The organism is Mycobacterium sp. E2479 (assembly GCF_001667925.1).
In the GTDB taxonomy this organism is placed as follows: Bacteria; Actinomycetota; Actinomycetes; order Mycobacteriales; family Mycobacteriaceae; genus Mycobacterium.
Window position 1 is genome coordinate 38,019 of sequence record NZ_LZJR01000049.1, and the last position, 18,923, is coordinate 56,941.

12 protein-coding genes are annotated in these 18,923 nt (G+C 64.8%); all 12 read right to left on the bottom strand.

The window, feature by feature from the left end; genetic code table 11:
• Positions 1-55 precede the first annotated feature (55 nt).
• Positions 56-1,606, bottom strand: coding sequence for an ATP-binding cassette domain-containing protein (locus tag A5686_RS05475; RefSeq protein ID WP_197520480.1), 1,551 nt, complete (start codon positions 1,604-1,606; stop codon positions 56-58).
• Positions 1,603-3,279, bottom strand: a complete 1,677-nt coding sequence (locus A5686_RS05480) for an ABC transporter ATP-binding protein/permease (protein WP_067931911.1) — start codon at positions 3,277-3,279, stop codon at positions 1,603-1,605. Before A5686_RS05480 ends, A5686_RS05475 begins: the two co-directional genes overlap by 4 nt.
• Positions 3,269-4,531, bottom strand: a complete 1,263-nt coding sequence (gene cydB / locus A5686_RS05485; RefSeq protein ID WP_067931914.1) for a cytochrome d ubiquinol oxidase subunit II — start codon at positions 4,529-4,531, stop codon at positions 3,269-3,271. The genes A5686_RS05480 and cydB overlap by 11 nt, the downstream gene beginning before the upstream one ends.
• Complete coding sequence (locus A5686_RS05490) at positions 4,531-5,886, bottom strand: cytochrome ubiquinol oxidase subunit I (RefSeq protein WP_197520481.1); 1,356 nt, start codon at positions 5,884-5,886, stop codon at positions 4,531-4,533. Before A5686_RS05490 ends, cydB begins: the two co-directional genes overlap by 1 nt.
• 329 nt (positions 5,887-6,215) lie before the next feature.
• Entirely contained in the window at positions 6,216-6,455 is a 240-nt protein-coding gene (locus A5686_RS27070) for a LuxR C-terminal-related transcriptional regulator (RefSeq protein ID WP_231986294.1), read from the bottom strand.
• A 189-nt stretch (positions 6,456-6,644) separates the two neighbouring features.
• The gene (usfY, locus tag A5686_RS05495) at positions 6,645-6,956 is read right to left on the bottom strand and encodes a protein UsfY (protein WP_197520482.1); all 312 of its coding nucleotides are present in this window, start codon (positions 6,954-6,956) and stop codon (positions 6,645-6,647) included.
• Positions 6,957-7,076: 120 nt separating this feature from the next.
• Complete coding sequence (locus A5686_RS05500) at positions 7,077-7,589, bottom strand: hypothetical protein (protein ID WP_369829679.1); 513 nt, start codon at positions 7,587-7,589, stop codon at positions 7,077-7,079.
• Positions 7,590-7,806: 217 nt separating this feature from the next.
• Positions 7,807-10,074: a LuxR C-terminal-related transcriptional regulator gene (locus tag A5686_RS05505; RefSeq protein WP_067931918.1), complete on the bottom strand. Its 2,268-nt coding sequence runs from the start codon at positions 10,072-10,074 to the stop codon at positions 7,807-7,809.
• An 838-nt stretch (positions 10,075-10,912) separates the two neighbouring features.
• Complete coding sequence (locus tag A5686_RS05510) at positions 10,913-12,058, bottom strand: alpha/beta fold hydrolase (protein ID WP_156749952.1); 1,146 nt, start codon at positions 12,056-12,058, stop codon at positions 10,913-10,915.
• Positions 12,059-12,916: 858 nt separating this feature from the next.
• Entirely contained in the window at positions 12,917-15,721 is a 2,805-nt protein-coding gene (locus A5686_RS05515) for a LuxR family transcriptional regulator (RefSeq protein ID WP_067931922.1), read from the bottom strand.
• A gap of 86 nt (positions 15,722-15,807) precedes the next feature.
• A complete protein-coding gene (locus A5686_RS05520) occupies positions 15,808-18,618 on the bottom strand; it encodes a LuxR family transcriptional regulator (RefSeq protein ID WP_082947496.1) in 2,811 nt (936 codons plus the stop codon).
• A 92-nt stretch (positions 18,619-18,710) separates the two neighbouring features.
• A partial coding sequence (locus A5686_RS05525; protein WP_197520483.1) for a response regulator transcription factor occupies positions 18,711-18,923 on the bottom strand: 213 nt, incomplete at its 5' end.

The following is an 18,923-nucleotide window of genomic DNA, read 5'->3' on the forward strand; positions in this document are numbered from 1 at the left end:
TCCATGAAGGGCCAGTCCTAGCTGGCGGTGGGGTAGCGGGGTTAACTCGGTCCGGTCATCCAACCTCGACGACACGATGCGCGGCACCCGCAAGGTGCGAGCGGTGGCGGTCGTGTATCGCGGCGATCACCGTGGCGTGCGGCAGCTCTTCTCGTATCAGGCCAAGCATTCGTTGTGCGGTGGATGCGTCCAGACCCTCTGTCGGTTCGTCGAGCAGCAGCAGGCGGGGCCGGGCCACCAGGGCACGTAATACCGCGAGGCGGCGCACCTCGCCGCCGGACATGGCGCGTCCACCCTGGCCTACCGCGGTGTCGGGCGTGAGCTCGCCGAGACCCGCGTCACCCAGCAATCGGCGCATCTCGGCGTCGTCCAGGTCGCTGTCGCCGAGTCTGAGATTTTCCGCGACGGTTCCGCAGAACAGTGGCTCATCGGCTGCGACCAGGACGACAGCGCGGGCAGGAAGCTCGTGTGATGGCTGGCCGTCGAGCAAGATGTCATCGCTACGGTCCGAGATACGTTGAAGCAGAGTGCTTTTCCCTGATCCGGAACGACCTTGCACGATGACGGTCTCGCCCGGGTGCGCCGATATGCCGGTGGCCGGCATATCGATGCGCACCCCCGCCGTCCCGGCGTTAGAAGGCGCCGGCCGGTTTTCCCCCTTTGCTGGTGCAGCCAAAGCGAGCCTGGTTGCCGCAGCTGCCGATCCGGTCAGCTGCCGCAACTGACGGTGCGTGTCTGCGAATAGATCCACGGTGGCGATGGTCATCAGCAGAAGAAGCGTGGCCCTCGGCAGCGAAATTTCTGGTGTCATGAGCACAGCAACCACTACAACGAGTATCGTCGCCGCCTGGGCCACCGAGATGGCTGCCGCGGCCCACCGGTCGAAACGATCGGCGGCGGTGCGCTTTACGGCCGCAGACGCGATCCGGCCCGCCACCGTGGTGCGCACTTCGGCAATTGCGCCGAGTGAAACGAGTTCGTTGGCCGCCACCGTTGCCGCTATCAGCTGTGCGCGCGCCGCGCCGCGACTGCGGGCAACATCGGCGGCGAGGCGGCGTTGCCGCCGGCTGACATGTGTTTCCATGGCGACGATCACCGCGGCTCCCGCCGCGAGGAGGGTTGCGGCGAGCGGGTTGATCGCCGCAACGACGGTCGTGCTGACGGCCACCGTCACCGCGTTCGCGGCAAGCGGCAGTACGGCGCCGGGCAATGCTTCGACCACCGCGTCGCCGTCGGCCATTGCGCGGTCGAGTAGCTCGCCGGATGCGAACCGCCGCTGCGCGGCGACTGGGAGCGCCGCGAGGTCGACGAACAGTCTGCGGCGCAGCCGAATCAGCCACTCCAGACTGATCGCGTGAGCGCTGAGCCGTTCGCCGTACCGCGCCAGGATTCGGGTAAGTGCAAATGTTCGCACACCGCCGCTGGGTGCATAGACCGAGAAGACAGTGGCCGAACCGGCGATCGCGCAGCTCGCAATCAATCCGCCCGACAGCGCGAGCAAGCCGACGGTCGCGCCCGAGGCGAGCAGCGACAGGATCGCCGTGGCCGCCAGGCGAGCGAGGGTCTTACCACCAAGTAGGCCCAAGTAGTCCCGCAGCGCTGTCACGACGGCACCGATTGACACGCTTGGGTCACCAGCAAATCCGCATCGACGATCTCCCATTGCTGATCGGCGATCTCGGCAACTGCAGGCGAATGAGTGGCGATCAACACCGTACGACCGCGGGCCGCCTCGACCAGCGTGTCGACCAGTGCCGCTTCACTTTCGGCGTCCAAGTGCGCGGTCGGTTCGTCGAGCAACCACAGGCCCGCGTCGCGCAGCAAGGCGCGTGCAATGGCCACCCGCTGCGCCTCGCCGGTCGACACCCCCCAGCCGCGTTCACCGATCGGGGCATCAAATCCAGTTGGTAGCCGAGCGAGCAACGTGCCCAACCCGGCCCGCTCGGCAGCATCCCACAACGCTGCTGGGCGGGCGTCGGCGCTGCCGAGCCGCAGGTTGTCGGCAAGCGTTGCGGGCAGGATCACGGTTTGCTGCCCGATCCAGCTCGCCGCTCCGGGCTGCGGACGCCGCCCGTCGATTTGCACCAGTCCGGATGCGGGTTGGATCAGCCCGCCCACCGCGGCGAGCAGTGTCGATTTACCCGCGCCGGACCGGCCCCGCACCACCACGCTGGTCCCGGCCGGGATGACCGCATCCACGGAATCCAAAACGGGCGCCGCGCCATATCGCACACAGATCCCAGCCAACGTCACTCGTGGCGCGTGACGAATCACGTTCGCTCTCATGGGCGTTTTCGACGCGCTCAATTCAGCCAGTGCTGCGACCGCGGCGACCGCTTGTTCCCGCGCATGGTGGGCGGAGCCGAGGTCGCGTAGCGGGGCGAAATAGGCTGGTGCCAGCATCAAGACGAACAGGGCCCGTCCGAAAGTCAGAGCGCCGGAGCCGGGGATGTGGACATATCCGAGCAGGGTGAAGCCGCAATAGATCGCGGTGATCGCGACGCCGAGGGTGATCACCACGTCGAGCACCGCACCGGCCACAAGTGCGCGGCGCAGCACGGTCATGGTCGCCCGGTTGAGGTCGCGGCCGGCTTTGGTGATAGACCTTTGCTCCGCCGGTATGGCGCCTAGCGTGCTGAGCGTGGGCAGACCGCGAAAACGGTCCAACAGCCGCGCGGACAAGGCTCTGGTGGCAGCTAGTTGGCGTGCCGCCGCGTCGTGGGTGGCCAGCCCGACCATCCGCACGTTGACGGGGATGATCGGGGTTGCGGCGGCCAGCAACACTGCCACCGGCCAATGCGCGACCGCAGCGGTGATCAGGATTACCGCGCAGCACCATGGCGTGGCGCGACGTGCCGGCGTGAAATGGGCATGATGCTCACCGATCTGGCTGGCCAACTCGACCGCCCGGTGTGCCGGCGCTGTCGGGTCCGACATGCTTGCGCCGAGATCTCGGTCGAGGACTGCAGTGGCGACCGCGGCGGTGACGGCCGCACCACCGGCGTCGGCGTGACTGCGCGCCCAGGTCTCGCATGCGACCCGGGCGATCGCGACGCCGAAAAAGAGCGCCACCCCAGCCCATAACCCGTTTCGTCCGTCACCGCGGTACGCCGCGGCGACGACGGCGACGAAAGTTGCCCATTGTGAGACCAAGAGAGCGGACGCGACCGCTTTGGCGAGGGTGGCCCGGCGAAAGTCGGCGTGGCCCGGCGCACCCAGTTGGTGCATCCGAATGTGTTGGGCCTGGCCGATTTCGGCCACGGCGTCGCTATTCGGCATCGGCGTGCCGCAACTCGTCGCGCAACCACACCACGGCTCCGCCGATGACGATCAACACCAGCGCGACGAGGGTTATGACGAGGCCGGTCGGGGTTTTGCTAAAGACCCCGACGCTGACTGCGGCAATCAGCACCCCGACAACGATCCACATGAGATTTGCGGCCCAGCGCAGCATTTTCGGTCTCTGCCTGGGATGCCGTCCAGGCTGAGCCGGACTGTAGGACGCCGTCGAGGCGACGCGGCCCGATCCGGCCAGGGCCACAGTGGCCGACGGTTCGCGGTACTTCCCCCGGAAGACCCGATGTGCGTACCAGCTGAAAAACAGCAAGACCGGAAGACTAAGGGTCGACGCGATCATCAGGAAGTTCAGTGTGCCCGCCGGCGCCTTGGCCTGATCCACGGTGAGGCCGGGCGGCAGCGCAGTCGGGTAATACAGCAATGCCAGCGCCACCAAGCCGAATGCTTCGGCTGCAACGATCCCGATCATGGGACGCTCGTCAGGGCGACGGCCGAACGCCCACAGCGATGTGGTGAGACCTGCCAGCGCCATTACCGCGGCGATAGCGGCAAGCACGTTCGCCGCCGTACCCGCCGCACCGATGCGCACCGGTGTCAATGGCACCAACAGTGCCGCGCAAGCGAGCGTGAGGATGCCGGTAGCCCGGGTGAGCAGACGGCCCAGCGACGCAGCCCGGGCCCGCAAATTGCCGGTGGTCTTCAGCTGGACGTACGCCGCGCCGGCGGCGCAGTACATCACGACCGTGGTGACACCCGTCAGCAAGGCATAGCTGGTCATGAAATCGAAAGTGCCGCCGGAGAATTGACCGTCGTTGACGGCGATCCCGCTAAGTGCCCCGCCGATCGTTACACCTTGTGCGAACGCCGCAACCAGCGATCCCACGCCGAACGCCAAGCCCCACCCTCGGGGCACGCCGACCGTGTCGGATACCCTCTCGATTGCTGCGCCGCGAAACACCAGCGCCAGCAGCATCACGACGATCGGCACGTACAGCGCGGGCAGTGCGGCGCCATAGGCGGTGGGTAGGCCCCCGAAAAGCGTTACCCCGAAAAGGATCAGCCACGTCTCGTTGCCATCCCATGCGGTCGCCACCACCTCGATCAGTTCACGGCGGGTATTGACGTCCCGTTCGGTGAGGAACAGCATCCCGATGCCGAGGTCGTATCCATCCAGCACCACGTACATGCCCAGGCAGAACACGAGCACCAAGCAAAACGAAATCGTTGCGGCCATCACGCCTCCACGGCGGCGATATCGTCGGCGATGGACGCTGAACCTGGTGGCCCGATCTCCAGATCGTGCGGGTCAGGTCCCCGCCGCACCGTCCGCACCACATAGATGATCCAGGCGCCGAACAGCGCCAGATACAAGACCAGGAAAGTGAAGAACGAGGCGAGGACCGCGGGTGAGGCGATAAGGGAGACGCCCTGATCGGTGCGCAGCATCCCGTACACGAGGTAGGGCTGGCGTCCCGTTTCGGCCGTCACCCACCCACCGATGATGGCAACGACACCCAGCGGTGTCAGCCACAGCATCAACCGGTGAAACCAGCGCGCGATGAACAGCCGGCCTCGCAGCCGCAGCACTACGCTGGTGATCGCGGCGAACAGCATGACAGTGGCGGCGTAGAACATCACCCGGAATCCCCAGAACACCGACCAGCTATTGGGCTGTCGATCCCGGGGAATCTGGTGTTGGCCGGGCAACGGTGTGTGGCCAGACAGGTCGCCGCTGATCATGCTGCCCATCTTGGGGACGCTGATCTGCATTCGGTTGCGCTGATGTGGCTGGTCAGGAATCACGATCAGGTTGTAGCCGGTGTTGGTCGAATCCCAATCGCCCTCGAACGCAGCGAACTTCGCCAACTGGTGGTCTTCATCCATGAAACTGACTTTGTCGCCGTAGAAGAACTGGACAGGGATGAGCAGCGCAAGAACTCCCAGCGCGATGGAAAACGTGCGCCGAGCGAACTCGTCGTGTCGCCGGTTGATGAGGTAATAGGCCGCGATTCCGCCGACAAACAGGGCGGCCGAGATGATCACGGCCAACAGCATGTGCGGGAAGCGCAATGAGAACGACGGGTTGAAGATGATCGACCACCAGTTGTCGGGCACGAACCGACCGTGGTCCCTGCGGTAACCGGCCGGGGTCTGCATCCAGGAATTGGCGGCCAGGATCCAAAGGGTCGACAACACCGTGCCCAGTGCAACCATGCAGCACGACACGAACATCGTTCGCGGTTTGACTCGACCGTCGCCATAAAGCATCACGCCGATGAACGCGGCTTCGACGAAGAACGCGCTCACCACCTCCATGCCGATGATCGGCCCCAAGACGGGCCCGGTGGCGCTGGCGAAACGCCCCCAGTTCAAACCCAACTCGAAGGTGATCACGGTTCCGCTGACCACCCCCAGCCCGAACCCCACCGCGAATATTCGCTTCCAGAACCGAAAGATCTGCAAGTAAATGACCTGACCGGTGCGAAGGTGCAGACCATAAACGACCGTCAAGAACACCGACAAGCCGACCGTGATGGCGGGGAACGTCATGTGGAAGACGATCGTGATGACGAACTGCCATCGGGACACATCTAGAAGGGTTGGCGACACTGTTTGCGCCCCCTTGAATCGATCTCGGGCACCCGGCAATCACCTTCCGTAGGCGTGGCCGCTAATCGGAGACGCGGCGACGCATAACTTGTCAATGGTGGCCCTGGCCGCGGTGTCAGAAAATCGGCAGCCAAGCTGCCCACCGGGCGAGGTCGCCTATGCCTTCGTGGGCAGATTTATGACGCTGCCCCCGCGTGGGGTGAATTGTCATCACCCCAATTGTCTGCTCGCCCGGGTGATTGATGTGAGGCGCTCTCGACGCGAAAATTCGTGACCGACCACATCTGGCGGGGGTGCGGGCAGGCGAATTACAACAGGCCGAGTTCTGCACCCGGCTGACCGCGGCGCTGCAGTGCTCGACGCGGCGCTTGCGGTACACCCGCGCGTTGGTGGCTCTTTACGGTATTGAGCGAGACGTATAGCCGGCCGGCGATCTCACGTCGCGATAACCGGGTCGCGAGAAGGCGAAGAACCTCAAGCTTCGTTTGGCCGGATCCCGGCCGAAGCTCCTCGACACCGATCTTCGGCGTGTCTCTGGACGACCGCACTCATTGGGAGCCTCTCTGGGCTGCTTCTACGGCCCTCGAAAACGGTTGGCACAATGCGGGACGCTGCACCCGTAAGGATTATCGACACAGACAGAAATGCGCGACATGTTGCAGGACAAGATGATAACAACTGCGCGGATGTTGCGGTTCGGACGTCCCTGGACATCACTGTCGAGGGCTCAGTTGTGATCAGCGAGTGCGCGGAAGCGTCCGACTACCTGGGTGCGCGGCGTCCCACTGCGCATCGATGCGGGTCACGCGGCGATTCTCCATGACGAACCACAGCGTTCCGGCGACCGCGGCGAGAACGGCGATGAGCACCGTGGTGGAAAGCCATTCGTAATGCCGGTAGGCAGCGGTTGCCGCCGTGCTGATCAGCGCGACCGTCGCTACGACCAGCAGGATCAACCCCGGCCAGAAAAAGTTGTCCTTCATCGTAATACCCGCGTGCGGTTGCGTGGTCCGGGAGTGATCCGTCGGATCGTCATGAGTGTCTCCCATCACCGCTCCTTCCGTTGTTGGACGAGATGTCAAAATTTTTGCTCACAGCGCGGACCCCGACATGCACAATCTCGACACGAACCACCCCACGTACATCCGTTAGCACAGGCGTGTATGTGGTCAGGTCGAGTCGGTCCCGTCGCGGATGAGCAACTCGGGCAGCGTGATTGCCCCAATCGTTGTCACGAGCCACACGACAACCGTCGTGGCTAGCCAGGATGCAATGCCGACAATAGTGAGCCCGTGTGTCAATACCGACGCGAGGATCAACGCGACGATCGTCAATGCTAAGCCGGTGCCCCCAAGGAGCAGCGACGCGTACCGATTGGGCAACTTCAAGATTGATAGGGACAGCATCGCCTGCGTTACCGCGAACACGGCTACCGCGACGACGAATCCCGCTACCGACAACGAAACTCTGGGAACAATCCAAGCCGCAACCAGTAGTCCGATCGCCCACGATGCCAGAAGCCCAAATGCCCGCAGCAGGATTTGCCTGCCGGCACCGGCTCCGGCGCGCCCACCGGTGACGGCGCTGCCGTTCCCATCGACGGCGTTGACCGAGGCTTGCGGCCTCATGGCGGCATCGCCGGCGCAGGCGGCGACCCTTTTGGCCTCGAAGCCTCTAGGCACGTCCTGGTTCCCTTCCCGATCCCCCTGGCGGCGGCCGGGGCGGTGCTCTTTAGCTATGTTCATGAGCCCGCCGACATCTGCTCTTCGATGAGGCTGCACCCGCGTAGGGTGAATCGTCTTCACCCCGACCGTCTGTTCACCCGGGTGATTAATGAGAGGCGTTCTCAGGAGCCATGATTCAGGTTCAGCACCGTCCGGCAAGGGCCCGGGCAGGCCATTACAACAGGCCGAGTTCTCGCGCCCGGCTGACCGCAGCGCCGCGGTGCTCAACGCACAGCTTGCGGTACAGAGCGCGCTGATGGGTCTTCACGGTATTGAGCGAAACGTAAAGCCGCGCACCAATCTCACGTCGCGACAACCGGGTAGCGAGCAGCCGGAGGACCTCGAGTTCTTTGGGCGTCAGTGCCTCACCGGCCGCGCAACCCTCGTGGCGCGAAGTCACTGCGACGGGCGCGCGCCGCCGCGCCGAAGCGCGCAGTGGCGAGCCAATGCCAGCGTCCGCGCAATCGCGCATCAGGGTTTCCACCTCTTCGAGCATGGCCTTCGCGGTCTGGTGGTCACCGAGGTGCTCGAAGACATCCGCCCTGACCAGCAACGTCTTGGCGATCTCGAGGATCGCACCACCTTGGCGGGCCGACATGAGGGCCATGTCGGCGGCGGCCACCGCTGCGGCCGCATCACCACGCATGGCGAGGACCTCGGCCGCGGCGAGCGACACCATCACGTCCACGAAGTGCTCCCCGTCGGCCAGGTCCCGGGAGCTACCGGATGCCCGACGGATCCGCAGTTCGGCGTCTGCGAGCTGACCCTGCTCGGCCGAAATCAGCGCCAGATAGCCCAACGCGTAGCTGCGGGTGCGACGATCGCCCACCTTCTCGGCCAGCCGTACGGCCCGCCGGAAAGCGCCTTGCGCCTCGTGGGTGCTACCCGCAAAGTAGAGCGCGGACCCATAGACGGAGTAAGCGCTAGCTTGACCCTGGGGCGCTACGCCGAGATCGAGGCTGATCGCCCGGCGAGCCGTTTCAAGCGCAGCGGCGACTTCGGCCTTTTTGAAGGAGTGAGTGGCGCGCAACACGACGGCTTGAGCGCTGATGCCGTCACCGTCATCCGGGGATTCCGTCTCGACTGCGTCGATCCACCTGGCGGCATCGTCAAGTTGACCCGCGTTCAAGGCGATCCAGGCCCGCGCCACGCACAGCCGCGAATCTTGTAGAACGGTCTCCTGGGGAAGCAGATCGAGGTAACCCGAAATGGTCGAGGAGCCGCCGCCGTTGAATTCGTCGACCCAGTCCGCGGCGATCAGATCAGCACTGCGCGCGATGTCACCGGCGGCGATCAGGTGGCGTAGCGCCTCATCGATCAGCCCCTCTTCCTCGAACCAGGTCGCGGCCCGTCGGTGCAGATCGGCGACGAGGTCGGGCTCGCTGCGACGCAACTCGGTGCGCAGCAACTCCGCGAACAGCTGGTGATAGCGATACCAGCGGCGCGACATGTCCAGCGGTGCCACAAACAGGTTTTCGCGTTCGATCTCTTCCAAGACCGAGGCAGAACCAGACGTTTGCAGCACCGCGTCGCACAGCGGTCCGCTGAGTCGTTCCAGGAGCGAGGTACGTAACAGAAAGCTGCGCACGTGCGGTGGCTGGCCGTCCAGCACCTCGGCCATCAGGTAGTCGACGATATGGCGGTTATCGCCTGCGAACGTCTTGATGAACGCCGTGGCGTCAGCACGCCCGGCCAGCGAGAGGGCGGCAAGGTAGAGCCCGGCAGCCCACCCTTCGGTGCGTTGGTGCAGTAATTGAATGTCCGCGTCTGCCAGACCCAACCCGAATACATCGTTCAGCAGATGCTGCGCTTCGCTAGCTTTGAAACGTAAATCGTCTGTTCGCACCTCGGCAAGATCGCCCCTGGCCCTCAGCCGGGCCAGCGGCAATATCGGGTCAGATCGGGTCGCCAACACCAAGTGAAGATTCGCCGGCAACCGGCCGATGAAGAATGCGAGCTGCTCATGAACCGCTCGATTCACCACCAGGTGGGCGTCATCAAGAATGAGCACCATCGGTTCAGCGATCGTGTCCAGATCGTTCAGCAGGGTAGGCAGCACGACCTGCATTGGGTCGGCGCCCATCGCTAGGAGTTCGACCGCGCGAATCCCCATCCCGGGACTGACCTGCTGCAGCGCGGCTACCACGTACATCCAAAACCACACCGGGTCGTTGTCGGACGTATCGAGCGACAGCCAGCCAAACCGCTGGTCTTCACCCGCGCTCAGGGCCCATTGCGCCAGGACTGTCGTCTTGCCCCAGCCAGCCGGCGCGCTCAGTAGAGTCAGCTTGCGGCGGCGTCCCTCCGACAATGCGTCTAGCAGAGCGGTCCGTTGAACGAGGTCGGGCCCGATGGCCGGAACATGTAGCTTGGTGCCGAGCAGAATTGCTCGCGCAGCAGTTTCTCCGGGGCCGCTGTCGCGACGCCCGGCTGTGCCGGTCACGTCCGAACCGCGCCAATTCCTTGAACCGAGCGCTCGAACGGAAATGTTCGGCGTTGCCGCGTCGTGGTCGGGCGTGGGCCTATCGCCATCCCAATCGTTTCCCGCAGGGCCGGGCGGGCTGGTTATGCCCCGCAATCGCGGTGACCCAATTGAATCAGATGCGTTCTCCGCGGTTACGTTCGGCGCATGCTGGCCGTCCCCGTTTGGGCTGGCGGACCAGCGTAGCGCCAACGGCTCGAGGATTTCCTCGTGAGCCGCGCTCAGGTTGTGGCCGCTCACCGTATTTCTCCTCTTCCCATCGATGGAATGTCCCTGGCGCCCCATGACACCGCAGCGCGCGCTGATCATGCGCGTCTCAACATGGAGTGAGTAGGCATCTCGAAGTAGAGACGCCGTGGGGGCGCCGGCGCGCGCCGCGGTGTCGTCTTGGGGGTCTCATGGTCGGTGGTTGACCAACACGTATCCGCCGACACCGAACACCACCGGCAGCATCATCAACATTCCCAACACCGTGCTCATCATCGTTTCCTCAATTCCTCTGTCTCGTCGCTGCTCTCGAAGCCGGTGATAGGACGGCGGCGATATCGTGGCGATCCAGAGCTCAATGACTACGTTGGCAGCCCGGCACCGCCGCCACCATCGACCAGCGGGTGATCTTTAGTGCGGGGTCGGTGTATACCTAACGACCGCGTTCTTGACGGACTGGTCAATACGAGCTGCGTGTGCGTTGCGCTGAAGACATAGTCGACTGAAGGGTCCGGTAAGGCGACTGCACAGGCACCCGCACAGACGTCGAAATCGATCAGCTGACGTAAGGCGGAGGTTCTGCCTGCCCGGGTCATGACGCTCGCTCATCAACTTCGACGGATGAAGCCTTGGATGCCGAATCGCAATGGTCGATGTGGTAGTCGCCGGCTGGCGGGTTTTCCGACCGCACGGACGCCAGAGCCGCGCCACCGGCGGCGATGGCGGAGCTGATGGCTTCGGTGACGACCTGAGGGATTTCGTGCAAAAGCGTGTGCCCCGCGGTGGGCCGGTGGATGAGGGTTGCGCCCGGGATACCGTCGGCGAGCTCGCGGGCGTGCCACATCGGGGTGAGCTTGTCCGCTCCTCCACTGATGATGGTCGTCTTGGCAACGATGAAGCCCAGCGTATGAGAGCAGTCGTAGTCTTTTAGACCGCGTAGGAAGCCGACCTTGGTCGTCGAGGGCGTGGTGTTGATAGTGGCCGCTGACTTAGCGACCAACGATTTCGGAGCGGCTTCACCGTATCCGCCACGCCTGGTTACCGCCGCGCACACCGGTCGGGAGAGGAATTGAACTATCCCATCGGTACCTGCGCGAGGCATGCGGTGGACGAGGTGGTAGAGCATGCTTGTCGCGGGGGTGTTCAGCAGCCGGCCGAGGCCGTGTGAGCCGAGATTTCCCGCGGCGGTCGCGATGAGAACAAGGCTCTCCGGCTCAACGGGACGGTTGCTCGTTGGCCGACGAAGATACGCCAAGGCCGTCATGCCGCCCATTGAGTGGCCTACCAGGGTGAGCGGGCCCGTAACCCCAAGCGCAACCAGCAGTTCGGCGAGGTCGTTGGCCAGTCGGTCGATCCGGTATGTGTGCATTGACGCATTGCCCGAGTCACCGTGACCGCGGTGGTCATAACTGATGATACGAACCTTGTTGCCCCAGCGGCGGATCAGCTGCGCCATCTGAATATCCCAGGACTGTTTGTTCAAGCAAAAGCCGTGGAGAAGCACGACTGTATGAGCAGCGGTGTGAGATCCCCAGTCGCGAACCGACAGCGAGACGCCATCGCTGGTGGTAACTGTGCGATGGCAGGCCAGCGACTGGCGTGCGCCTGGCATTCGCCTGCGGCTGCTTCGCATGGGTGGCGTCTTTGGCGTCGTCACTTCGTTACCAGACATGGCGCGCTCTGGATATGCAGTGCTGCTTGCTGATTCGTCAATCAAGCTGATGTGAACGGCGGTCATGGGGACACCATCGCGTACCCAGCGACACCGAATGCCACTGGCAGTTTTGCCAGCATCCCATGCGCAGCATTCAACATCGTTCGCTCTTTCCTTTGTGTGCTCACCGCAACGGTGTGGCGTGATTACGCCATCGCTTTGGTGTGAGAACGTGATCAGTTGTCGTTTACTACGGTCGTCGCGCGGACAGCGCAAAACCATCGCCCGAGGATTGATGTTTAGGGCCGAAGGGGTCTAGTACTAGGCCGAAGCGCTGAACGCGGCCGTGACAACAACAGCATTCGCTCATGAGCGACGCGAGCCGTTGCCGATTCTGAATCATCAAACCGTCGCTCAGGTTTGAGCGTGATTGGTTGTGCTATCGCAACTGGATTCGGACATCGTCAGGCCATCGGGGTGGCCGACAACGTCTACCAAAGAGGGTCTGCGGTTATCTGCAGCCATGCCCTGAATTCCCATTGCTCATGTCGTCTTCGTGCCCGCCTGGCACTCAACCGCTGGATCGTGGCTGCAAGTTGACCACTGCGCGCGCGTCGTTCCTGTGTGCCGGCATCGATAACGCGGCGTGCGGAATCGGCAATCGGGCTGAGCCAGCTCGCGGTCACCGTGACACCATCGCGTACCCGGCCACCCGGAACGTCACCGCCAGCATTTCGCATGCTGCGTCCAGCATTGTTCGCTCTTCCCCTGGTGGGCTCACTGGCGGGGCGTACGGCTGCGCCTCGATCGTCGCTCGGTGAGCACTTGATCAGTTGTCGACTACTACGGTCATCGCGCGGACCGCGCAAAACCATCGCCCGAGGGTTGATGTTTAGGGCCGCATGGATGCAGTACTAGGCGGCCGCGTATTTGACGTGTCGGTCAATCAGCGCCGCGGACGAGCTGTGCCAACTGGGCACGCGAGGCAACGCCCAGTTTGGCAAATGCATTGTGGACGTGGGTCTTCACCGTATGGGGGGAGAGGTGCAGCTCGGTGGCGACGTCGCGGTTGGTCGCACCCTGTGCAATCAAGTTGACGACCTTGAGCTCGGAGTCGGTGAGGCTGTCCCAGCCCGTTTTGGCCCGTGGCTGGGTGACGATGCGACGTTCCACGCCTAATCGGCGCAGCGCGCGGCCCACTCGGCGGGCATCGGCGATCGCTTCGCATTCCACGAAAGCGTCGAATGCTTTATTGAGGCCCTCGATGGCCTCCGCGTCGCGTCCGGCGCGCGCTAGTTCGCCCGCGGCGTCCTCGGCGGCACCCGCGTGAAGAAGCGGACGCCACGTGCCCAACGCGTCGGCCGCTTCCAACAACGCATCGGCGTCACGCTCCAGGATTCCGCGAGCCTGGTGCGCGACCGCCGCGAACAACGCCACTCCTGGGCGCTCGCGTTCCAGCACCTCGATGCTCTGCAGGACCCGCGCGCGCAGTCCGGCGTCGCCGGCCGCGATGGCCGCCCGTGACATCAAGATGAGCTGATCGAACACGTTGGGAAACAGGGGTGTGATTACACGCACGTTCTGGCCCCCTAGCCAGCGCACCGCATCGTGAACGTCGCCGCGGTGCCACGCGGCAAGAGCGATCACGTAAGCCGCGCCGCAGGACAACAACGGAGAGGTGCTCGAACACAAACCGAGCGCCTCAGATACTAGGCCTTGCAATAACTTTCGATCACCTGTCCGCACGGCCACCTCAGCTAGAACGAGAATGCGCTCAATGTTGACCTCGGTACTGTTCGCCCATTCGCGCCGGGGCAAAGCCTCGATGGTGCGACGGGCATCGGCCAGACGGCCCTCCGCAGCATGAACCATCCCGCTCAGGTGGGTCCAGCCGGGAAGCGCCATCGCGTTACGTTCGCGATGCGCTTTTTCGGTACCCTCGGCAACCAGCGCGCGGGCTTGCTCCAAGCTGCCCACGCAAACAACCAGACCCGCGCGGCGCTTGGCCGCATACACGGCGCCGAAGGTGGCCTCGCCGTCGCGCGACAGCACTGCCACCTCGTCCATGCGCCGAAGCGCGCGCACTGCATATCCATCCTGATAGTCGATCAGGGCAAGCGCGGTGTCACTGACGATCCGGGCTTCCAAATCACCGGTCGCCGTTGCCGCGGCCGCGGCCAGGCTCACTACCGAGGCGTCCGACTGCAGGCCATTGACCACCTCGAAGTAGGCAACCCACGACTGGTGGCGTGCCCTGGTGATGTCGTTGATGCCGACCAACTGCAGCGCGCGACGGATTTCGGCAATGCGTTGCTCCGGGTCCTCGGTCCCAGCGGCCACCTGCAGCCGAATCTCGGCTTCGTCGTCTTGCGACAGCTGCGTTGCGAGCGCGCTGTCGGCAAGCCCTTGGGCTTCGTCATAACGGGTCGCCCGGTTGAGCCACTCCACCGTCTCGGCGACGAGGGGCCCATAGTCGGGGTCGTGGGCTGGCAGTAGTTCGAGCGCGCGCTTGCTCAAGTCCGCGGCCGCGCTCGCATCGCCGCGGCCAACCGATTGCGCGGCTTGGCGCAGCGCATCGATGGCTTCCCGGTCTCCCGCCTCAGCGCTGCGCGCCAATTGGGTGGCCACCTCGGCCGGGGCCGTACCCATCCCCAGCATGACCGACGCCGATTGGCGCTCCATCGCTCGCCGCAGCGACTGGGGCAACGACTGCCGGGTGGCCTCGCGCAACAGGTCATGCCGAAACCTCAGCTGCTCACCGTCTTCGACGAAAAGATTCGCGCGCACCGCCTCCTCGAGCGCCGACAGCAACGACGCGGGTGAGCGTTCCAGCATCGCGGCCAACAGCCCGGCCGAGAACCGGTCCGGCAACACGGCGGCCACCCGCACCACCTCTGAGGCCTCGCCGGACAGCAGGTCCAGCCGTTGCTGCATCGTTGCGCCCAGGCGCCGCGGCAGCTCGTCCCCGGTGACTTTCACACGGCCGCCAGAGAGAGTGAGCCGGCCCTCCTCGCCCAGCCCGCCGACCAGCTCGGTGACCAGAAACGGATTGCCGTGCGCCTTGGCGGCCAGATTCAACAGCGACACATCGGCTTTCGCCCGCACGGCGTCTTGGACCATGTCAATGACGGCGTCCGGTGTCATGGCCGCCAGCCGCACGAAGGTGGCGTTCGCGCGTTGCAGCACCGACAAGGTCTCCTGCATCGCAGGCCCGCCGGCCCCGGTGCGGGCGGTCAACACCCACAACACCGCCACATCCGCGCGCACGTTAGCAAGCGACCGCAAAGCCAACAGCGTGGCGTTGTCGGCCCAGTGGATGTCCTCCAGCACAATCGCCAGCGGGGTTTGCGCGGCCGCCGCATGAATAGCGTCGGCTAGATCGTGCACCACCCAATAGCGCAAATCGGCAGACGTGCCCAAGCTACGCAACGCCTCAGCATCACCGATAGGGGGATCCGCGCGCAGTGTCGCCATGAACAGCGAGAAGAATGGCACCGTCTGCTGGTATTCGAACGCCTCACCGAATAAGGTGCGCACCCCGCGCTTGTCGGCCAGCGCTAACACTTCGGTGAGCAAGCGGCTCTTGCCGATGCCCGGCGGCCCCTCGATGACCAGCACGCCCCCGCGCCCCTGAGCCACCTCGGTCACCAATGCGCCGATCAGTTTCAGCTCGCCTGCCCGGCCCCGAATCGGCGGCGCGACAAGGTGCGGGCCGCCGACATCAAATAGGCCAGTTGAAGGCCCCACCGGGTTTTTGTCTCCCGTCTACCGGACTGCATTGCAGTGCCCGCCATTGTAGGCCTGCCCGCCCACACCACCCGATCTGCTGTCGGTCAATCAGTGCCGCGCATGAACTGGGCCAATTGGGCGCGGGAAGTAATGCCTAGCTTGGCGAACGCGTTGTGGACGTGGGTTTTCACCGTGTGGGGGGAGAGGTGCAGTTCGGTGGCGACGTCGCGGTTGGTCGCGCCCTGTGCGATGAGGTTGATGACCGTGAGTTCGGAGTCGGTGAGGCTGTCCCAGCCCGTTTTCGCCCGCGGGTGGGTGACGATGCGACGTTCCACTCCTAGTCGGCGCAGCGCGCGGCCGACCCGGCGCGCATCGGCAATCGCTTCGTGGCTTGTGTAGGTGTCGAATGCGGCATTGAGGTGAGCAACCGCCGCATCGCCACGGCCGATGTGAGCGAGCTCAGCGCCGGCGTCCTCGGCCGCGCTTGCAAACAGAAGCGGGCGCGCCGACGAGTGAAGCAACTCCGCGGCGGCCACCAGCGCCTGGGCATCGTGTTCGAGGACCCCGCGGGCATAGCCGGCCAGCCCTGCCAACAGCGGCACCGCAGGCCGCTCACGCTCCAGCACCTCGGTGGCCTGCAAGACCCGTGCGCGCAAGCCGGCATCACCGGCGGCCAGAGCAACTCGCGCACCCAAGATCAGCCGAACGAATGCATGGGGGAAAAGTGGTGTCCCCAATAGGGTGACCTCGCCGAGCCAGCGCATCGCGTCATGAACGTCGTCGTGCTGCCACGCCGCCAGTGCGAGCACATACGCCGCTCCTCGACGCACCGCGGCTGAGCCGGCGGCGTAAGCATCGCGCGCGTCGTTGACCATGTGCTGCAGCAAGTTTCGATCGTCGGTGTGCACTGCCACCTCAGCCAGAGTCACCATCCGCAGTATGTCGGGCTCGGTCGCACCCGTCGGCTGTGGTGGCGGCAATGACTCCGTGGCGTCGCGAGCGGCCGATAGCCGGCCCGCAGCGAGGTGGACAATCCCACTGAAGACGGCCCAGATAAAAAGGGCCATCGCGTTGCCTTCCCGCTGGGCTTGCCCGATGCCGCGGGCGACCCGTGCCGTCGCGTCGTCCAACCGACCGACCACCGCCAGCAGGTTCGCGTAATGCATTGCGGCATAGGCAAAAGCTAAGGCCGCGTCGTTCGTGGACGTGGGCGGGGAAAGCTCTTCGAGGCGGCTTACGGCGCGGCCTGTGTACCCCTCACCTGCGTCGAGCACAGCGACGGTGACATCGGCCATGATCGTGGCCTCGAGATCACCGGTGGCTGCGGCGGCCGCGGCAGCCTGGTCGGCTGTCGTGCGCCGTTGCCCACCTTGGTCCTGCAACGCCACGTTGTAGGCCAACCACGCGAGATGCCGTGCCCGGGTGACCTCGCTGATGTCGCTCAACTCGAGCGCGCGCCGATTCTCCTCCACGCGCCGCTGGGTGTTGTGCTTGGTGTGAGCCGGGAGCCGGAGGCGAATCTCGGCCTGTTCTTCGGGCGAAGCCGCCTGCGAGAGGGCCACGACGGCCAATTCTTCGGCATCGTCGTAGCGGCCGGCCCGGTTGAGCCACTCCACCGTGTCGGCGACGAGGAAACCGTAGTCGGGGTCGTCGGCGGGCAATAGCTCCAACGCGCGCATGCTCAAGTCGGCGGCCGAACTGGCGTCGTTGTGGCCAACCGATTCCGCGGCTTGGCGCAGTGCCCCGATCGCCTCGCCGTCTCCTGGCTCGGCACTACGCGCCAGCTGGGCAGCCACTTCGGCCGGCACCGCCCCCATCCCGAGCATGACCGACGCCGATTGGCGCTCCATCGCTCGCCGCAGCGACTGCGGCAGAGACTGCCGGGTGGCCTCGCGCAATAGATCGTGCCGAAACCTCAACCGCTCACCGTCTTCGACGAAAATATCTGCGCGCACCGCCTCCTCGAGCGCCGACAGCAACGAGACGGGCTGGCGGTCCAGCATCGCGGCCAGCAAGCCGGCCGAAAACCGGTCCGGCAAAACTCCGGCTACCCGCACCACCTCCGAAGCATCCTCGGAGAGCAGGTCCAGCCGCTGGTGCATCGTTGCGCCCAAACGCCGCGGCAGCCCCTCTCCGGTCACCTTCGCACGGCCGCCGGAAAGAGTGAGCCGGCCCTCCTCGCCGAGACCACCGACCAGCTCGCTGACCAGAAACGGATTGCCGTGCGCCTTGGCGGCCAGATTCAATAGCGACACGTCGGCTTTCGCCCGCACCGTGTCGCAGACCATGTCGGCGACAGCGTTCGGCGCGATTGCCGGCAATCGCACGAATGTGGCCTTCGCGCGCTGCAGCACCGACAAGGTCTCCTGCACCGCTGGCCCGCCGGCCCCGGTGCGGGCGGTCAACACCCACAACACCGCCACATCCGCGCGCACGTTGGCAAGCGACCGCAAAGCCAACAGCGTCCCGCTGTCGGCCCAGTGAATGTCCTCCAACACGATCGCCAGCGGGGTCTGCGCGGCCGCCGCATGAATCGCGTCGGCCAGATCGTGCACCACCCAGTAGCGCAAATCGGCCGAGCCGGCCAGTCCGCGCAACGCCTCGGCGTCTCCCACCGGGGGATCAGCGTTCAGCGTCGCCATGAACAGCGAATAGAACGGCACCATCTGCTGGTATTCGAACGCCTCACCGAATAAGGTGCGCACCCCGCACTTGTCGGCCAGCGCTAATACTTCGGTGAGCAAGCGGCTCTTTCCGATGCCCGGCGGCCCCTCGATGACCAGCACGCCCCCGCGCCCTTGGGCCACCGCGCTCACCAGCGCGCCGATCAGTTTCAGCTCGTCTGACCGCCCCCGAATCGGCGGAGTGACCAGCCGCCGACCGCCGACGTCAAAAATGCCGGTTGGAGGCCCCACCGGGTGTCCTATCTACCTACCGTTCACCGGATTGTCGCTGCAGTGCATGTCATTGTAGGCATGCCGCCGTCAGCTATCCGATTTGCTGTCGGTCAATCAGTGCCGTGGATGAGCTGCGCCAATTGAACCCGAGACGCGATGCCCAGCTTGGCGAAAGCATTGTGCACGTGTGTCTTAACGGTATGGGGGGAAAGGTGGAGCCGTTGCGCGACGTCACGGTTGGTCGCGCCCTGGGCAATCAGGTTGACCACCTTGAGCTCGGACTCGGTCAGGCTGTCCCAGCCCGTTTTTGCCCGCGGGCGCGT